At 56.4% G+C, this 5,464-nt stretch carries 6 protein-coding genes; all 6 read right to left on the minus strand.

The window, feature by feature from the left end; translation table 11 throughout:
* Positions 1 to 71: 71 nt before the first annotated feature.
* The 6 genes from AB5750_RS07350 to AB5750_RS07375 all read right to left on the minus strand — a co-directional run bounded on the left by AB5750_RS07350 (position 72) and on the right by AB5750_RS07375 (position 5,302).
* Complete coding sequence (locus AB5750_RS07350; RefSeq protein ID WP_368145950.1) at positions 72 to 1,040, minus strand: hypothetical protein; 969 nt, start codon at positions 1,038 to 1,040, stop codon at positions 72 to 74.
* 104 nt (positions 1,041 to 1,144) lie between these two features.
* Complete coding sequence (locus AB5750_RS07355; protein WP_368145949.1) at positions 1,145 to 1,549, minus strand: hypothetical protein; 405 nt, start codon at positions 1,547 to 1,549, stop codon at positions 1,145 to 1,147.
* Positions 1,550 to 1,975: 426 nt separating this feature from the next.
* Positions 1,976 to 3,814 (minus strand): translational GTPase TypA, encoded by a 1,839-nt coding sequence (gene typA, locus AB5750_RS07360; RefSeq protein ID WP_368145948.1) that lies wholly within the window; start codon positions 3,812 to 3,814, stop codon positions 1,976 to 1,978.
* Positions 3,815 to 3,931: 117 nt separating this feature from the next.
* Positions 3,932 to 4,381 (minus strand): hypothetical protein, encoded by a 450-nt coding sequence (locus AB5750_RS07365; protein WP_089572580.1) that lies wholly within the window; start codon positions 4,379 to 4,381, stop codon positions 3,932 to 3,934.
* Positions 4,382 to 4,411: 30 nt separating this feature from the next.
* Positions 4,412 to 4,768, minus strand: coding sequence for a hypothetical protein (locus AB5750_RS07370; RefSeq protein ID WP_368145947.1), 357 nt, complete (start codon positions 4,766 to 4,768; stop codon positions 4,412 to 4,414).
* A 33-nt stretch (positions 4,769 to 4,801) separates the two neighbouring features.
* Positions 4,802 to 5,302, minus strand: coding sequence for a bifunctional nuclease family protein (locus AB5750_RS07375; RefSeq protein ID WP_368145946.1), 501 nt, complete (start codon positions 5,300 to 5,302; stop codon positions 4,802 to 4,804).
* Between the last annotated feature and the right edge of the window lie 162 nt (positions 5,303 to 5,464).

The raw sequence follows: 5,464 nt of genomic DNA on the forward strand, positions 1-5,464 counted from the left end.
GTGTTGGCTAAAATGGGTCGGCCGGGATTGGTCAATCTCGGCCGACTATATTTGGCTAAAATAATCCGACGCTAACACCGGAGCTCTACGCGCAATTGCCAGGTTGCCTTTCCGGTCTGTGACGCCTCATCCTGATTAAGCAGTGTCTTGCTAATAGTTTTGCCCGTCCAAGGACGGATGTAGTATGCAGTACTATCCCCAGAGGGCTGATCTGAACCTTCTTTTTTCACACTTGCCGTGTTGCTAACTTTTTCGTAGGAATCCTTATCTTTCAGCTTGGTTTGATAGACGATGCAATAGGTCGCATACCGATCTTCCTCTTTTAGATTAAACGTATAGCTAAATGAATTCTCCGACTCACCCGGTGTTCCCTCGTCGATCTTTTTAGTTTCGTCAGCATTCTCGCCCTTGTAGACCGTGTAGTTGCCAACATAATCTTGTTTTCCATCGAGCGTATCAGTGAAGGTATAGCCGGTCATATCAGCCTTAAGCGACCCTTTGTTGAGCACAACCTTCCAAGTAATGGCAGACGGCGTTCCGGTGCCGGGCTCTTTTTTGATCATGTCGTATTGAAACGGTTTCGACTCCCCCTCAATCGTAGGAGATTGTTGAGAATTTGTTTTTCCCCAAGTTGCTTGCACACTATTCCTACCTTGCGTAGGCGTGCCATTAGAAAGAGACAAGTTCTTGCTAACTGTCGTTTCGTAGGTAACGGTATGGTCGCCCTGAGAAAGGTCACCAAGCGACAACGTTGCAGTTCGCTCTTCGATGCCCACGGACGAACCAAGAGGATTTCCATCGAGCTTGAAGCTGCTTTGGTCAAAGTCCAGGTAGTCACCGAGCGTATCGACCAGTTTTACATCCGTTGCGTGCGACTTGACACTTAGGTTAATAGTCCAAGTTATCTTGGCAATTCCAGTACTGCTATCTTGTGAAAAGACACCTGATTTGGTTCCCTCAACCGCGCCATCTCGGATCTCAATCGGCACAACTTCGCCAGCGCCCGGGAATAACAGGTCAACTTTTGACCCGTCATCCACATCTTTGTCTTTCAGTACAGACTCGAAATAGACCCGCACATAAAGCGAAGAGGGATGACGACTGAGATAGCTAGCATCGTAATTAAAAATGACCTTGTTATCCTTTATGTACCAAGTTCCATGCTTTGTGCGTTCTCGGTATCGTCAGTCATCAAGGCGCCGCCCGTGTTGTCCTTCACGACAATCGACTGAGGAAAGGTATAAATCGCCTCAGGTCTCTCAGGCGTAGGTCCAGAATTCTCTTTAAATTGAGCTTCCATAAAACCGTAAATTGTATCGACAGTCGTAATCGAGGGCGAGTCCTCTTTACCGAGAGGCTGCTGGCGACCCCCGTCTTTATACAGCTCAACCGTAACCTTCGCCGTATCCTCGCCAATCTCAATCGGCGTCGCGGTCGTCGCATCCTCGGCGCGCACGGGGGCTGCGCCGTGGAAAACGGCGGCGGTGAGGCTAATCAAAATGAAGATCAGGGCCGCCATACCCAGCGACCGTGAGCGGTGTGCGTCCATAGTTGTCCCCTAATTCCTACAACACAGTGTGGAATACGGCGAATCGTCGAATCGAACACAAACCCCAACATCAACAAGAACCTACCTAGCGCATTGCAAGAACCCATTGGGGAGCAATTTCTAAGACGGTTCGTCTATGCCACAATGCATAAAATACAATATAGATACCAGTCATGTAAACCGCAGGTAAAGAGGTCTTTTAATTTAATAGCAGTTGATATTTACCTGTTAACAGTTTTGTATCAAAACGGTCGCATTTCGATAATTCCTGTATATGTTTAAACAACTTAACTTTAACCGGAAAGTCACTCTAAGGGATAACCACCCCCGTCGTGGTGCAAACGAACCCGAGCCCAGTGCACCAAAAAAGGGCGCCGACCATTGCGGTCGACGCCCTTTCTTATTGGCGGTTATAAACCTCAGCGTTTATTTGTTGACCTGGCCGGCGCGGACAGCGGCCTTCTTGCGGTCGGTGGCGTTGAGCAGACGCTTGCGCAGACGAATGTTCTTGGGAGTGATCTCCACCAGTTCGTCATCGGCGATGTACTCCAGCGCCTCCTCCAGCGAGAAGGTGCGGGGCGGCACCAGCTGGACGGAGATATCGGAGGTCGAGGAACGCTGGTTGCCCAGGTTCTTGGTACGGGCGATGTTGACGACCATGTCGCCCGCCTTGCTGCGCTCGCCCACGATCATGCCCTCGTAGCACTCGGTGCCCGGCTCAACGAACAGCTGGCCGCGCTCCTGCAGCGTACCCAGAGCGTAGGCGACGGCCTTCTCGGTGGTCATGGAGATCATGGCGCCGTTTTGGCGGTTGCCGATCTCGCCGGCATAGGGGCCGTACTCCAGGAAGGTGTGGTAGAACACGCCCTCGCCGTGAGTGACGTTCATGATGCGGTTCTTAAGACCCATGATGCCGCGGGTCGGGATCTTAAACTCGAGGTGCGTCACGCTGCCCGAGGTATCCATGCTCGTCATGATGCCGCCGGAGGTACCGAAGACCTCAACGACCTTGCCCGAGTACTCGTCCGGGCACTCGACGACGGCCTGCTCGACGGGCTCCATCTTGTTGCCGTTCTCGTCCTTCTTAAACAGAACGCGGGGACGGCCGACCTGGAACTCAAAGCCCTCGCGGCGCATGGACTCCATCAGGACGGACAGGTGCAGAATGCCGCGACCCGAGACCTCGACGCCGCTCTTGTCCTCGAGCTCCTCGATCTTCATGGTCACGTTGTTCTCGGCCTCGTTGAACAGGCGCTCCTTGAGCTGACGGGCGCCCACGATGTCGCCGTCGCGACCGACGAGCGGGGAGGTCGAAGCCTCAAAGACGATGGACAGGGTCGGCGGGTCAATCTCGATGGGCTCGAGCTCGACGGGGTTCTCGGGATCGGTGTAGACATCGCCGATATCGGTGCGGTCGATGCCCACGACGGCGGCGATGTCACCGGCGCCGACTTCCTGGCACTCGGTGCGGCCCAGGTAGTCGAAGGTAAAGAGCTGCTTGACGGTAGAGGTGGCGCTGGAGCCGTCGTTCTTGACAACCAGGATCTGGTCGCCCTGGTGGATGGTGCCGGAGTACACGCGACCGATGCCGATACGGCCAACGAAGTTGGAGTGGTCGATAGTCACGCACTGCATGGCCAGCGGGGCGTTCTCGTCAACCTCGGGCGCGGGCATATCGTCGATGATCATGTCGAGCAGCGGGTACATGTCCATGTTGCCGTCGTTGGGGTCAAGGCGGGCAAAGCCATTCATGGCGCTGGCATAGACAACGTGCTCCATGGCGAACTCAAGCTGGTCGTCGGTGGCGCCCAGGTCGGCCATGAGGTCCAGGCAGTCGTTGTAGGCCTTCTCGGGGTTAGCACCCGGACGGTCGATCTTGTTGATGACGATCATGATCTTAAGGCCGGTGTCGATAGCGTGACGCAGCACGAAGCGGGTCTGGGGCATGGGGCCCTCAAAGGCGTCGACCAGCAGCAGGGCGCCGTCGGCCATACGCAGCACGCGCTCGACCTCGCCGCCAAAGTCGGCGTGGCCCGGGGTGTCGATGACGTTGATCTTAACGTCCTTGTACTCGATAGAGATGTTCTTGGCGAGAATCGTAATGCCGCGCTCGCGCTCCTGGTCGTTGGAATCCAGGACGCGGTCCTCGACCTGCTGGTTGGCACGGAAGGCGTCCGTGGCACGCAGGAGCTTGTCGACCATCGTCGTCTTGCCGTGGTCGACGTGGGCGATGATGGCGATGTTCCTCAGATTGTCTACGCGCATGTAGTTCCCCTATCTTCTATCCATATACAAACGGCACGCGTATGCGGCCCGCCCAGCGATACAACGCTCAGCGGGAATATTGAGCCTTTTACCGAAAACTCGTTTATTTTAGCGATTTTAGATGAGAGGGGTTTCCTCACCTGCAGGTTCAGGGTCGCTCCACATAAAACCATCGCCGGCGCCCATGCCCTCATACAGCACATATGCCGAAAAACCGCTCTCGAGCGTAGTCTCAAAGAAGCTCACGAGCAGAGCGTCGTGGTAGCCGCCGTCAATCTCGACGCAGCCGGTGTAGCCGATGGCATAGCGGGCGATACGGCCCAGGCCCTCGTCCTTAAGACCCATCTTGTGCTCGGAAATAAAGTTGGTGGCCGCCTCCAGGCACGCCTCTTCGCCGTCCTCGTCGAGCGCCGCCAGATAGCGGTTGGAAGCGGCGTCCTCGATCGCCACAACTACGCCCGGATTCTCACCGGCGGCAAGGTCGTCCAAGAACGCACCAATCAGGTCACACACCATGGCGTCGAGCTCGGCGGAGACGTTACCGGCGTCCTGCATATCCTGTGCCATCTTTAGACCTTCCCATCGAGTCTGGCGTCGTTACAGTTCTTGTGCCTCGGCGGCGATCTTGGCGGCAGCGTCGCGGGCGCGCATCATGTCCGCCGCGCGCTTGTCGAGCACCTTGATCTGGTTTGTCAGCATTACCGCATCGACCACGCCCCAGATCACCAGGCCCGTAGAGATCGAAAACCCAAGCGCACCAACTGTACCACGAAGGCGCGAGCAGATTGCCGCGACAAGGGCGGAGACGACAACCATCTTGATAAACGAGCCGCGGCGTTCGCGAAGCGTGCGGGCCTGCGTCACATAGGCAATGCGAGCCGCCTCAGAAGCCTCCGAGCGCATCTGGGCCTCGCGCGCAATGGCAGCCGCCTCGGCCGACATACCGCCGGCCATCAGCGAACGCCCCGCATCCTGGCCGCCCCGCATTTAGAAGTCATCGGGGGAGAGCGTGTGGACGAACTCGTCGAACTTCTCGAACTCCTGCTCGTCGTCGACTTCCTCGACATGGGCAGAAACGGTGCCCAGGCGATTCATGATGTCGTCTTCAACGAACATGGGGGCATTACTGCGTACGGCGAGGGCGATGGCGTCGCTCGGACGCGCATCGATCTTATGCTCGTTGCCATCGGCCAACACGACAACCGTCGCGTAAAACACGGGCGGCTCGGCGCGAACGATTTCGATGCGTTCGAGCTTGGCACCCAGGGCACCAACAGTATCGAGCAACAGGTCATGGGTAATCGGGCGCTCGGCGCGACCGCTATCGATGCCGCGGCTGATGGCAGCAGCTTCAAACGAACCAGTCTGAATGGAAAGGGAACGCAGTGGCGCGGGCGAGTCCGATTTGCTGCAGCGCTCGCGAAGCACGATAAGCGATGGCACGGGACCGGCGGCCATGACGATGGTCTCTATGTCGACACGAACCATGGAACACCTCCGGTACGTAGCGGTTAACACGCGGCAGTCCGCCGCATTGAATAGCTATACTACCCAAACTTGCGCACAGCACACAAAACCAAAATGAGATTTATCGCAGACAAGAAAAAAGCCCCGAGGCAATGCCCCAGGGCTCTTCACAGTTTTGATGGT

The organism is Collinsella aerofaciens (assembly GCF_040926185.1).
In the GTDB taxonomy this organism is placed as follows: domain Bacteria; phylum Actinomycetota; class Coriobacteriia; order Coriobacteriales; family Coriobacteriaceae; genus Collinsella; species Collinsella aerofaciens_BC.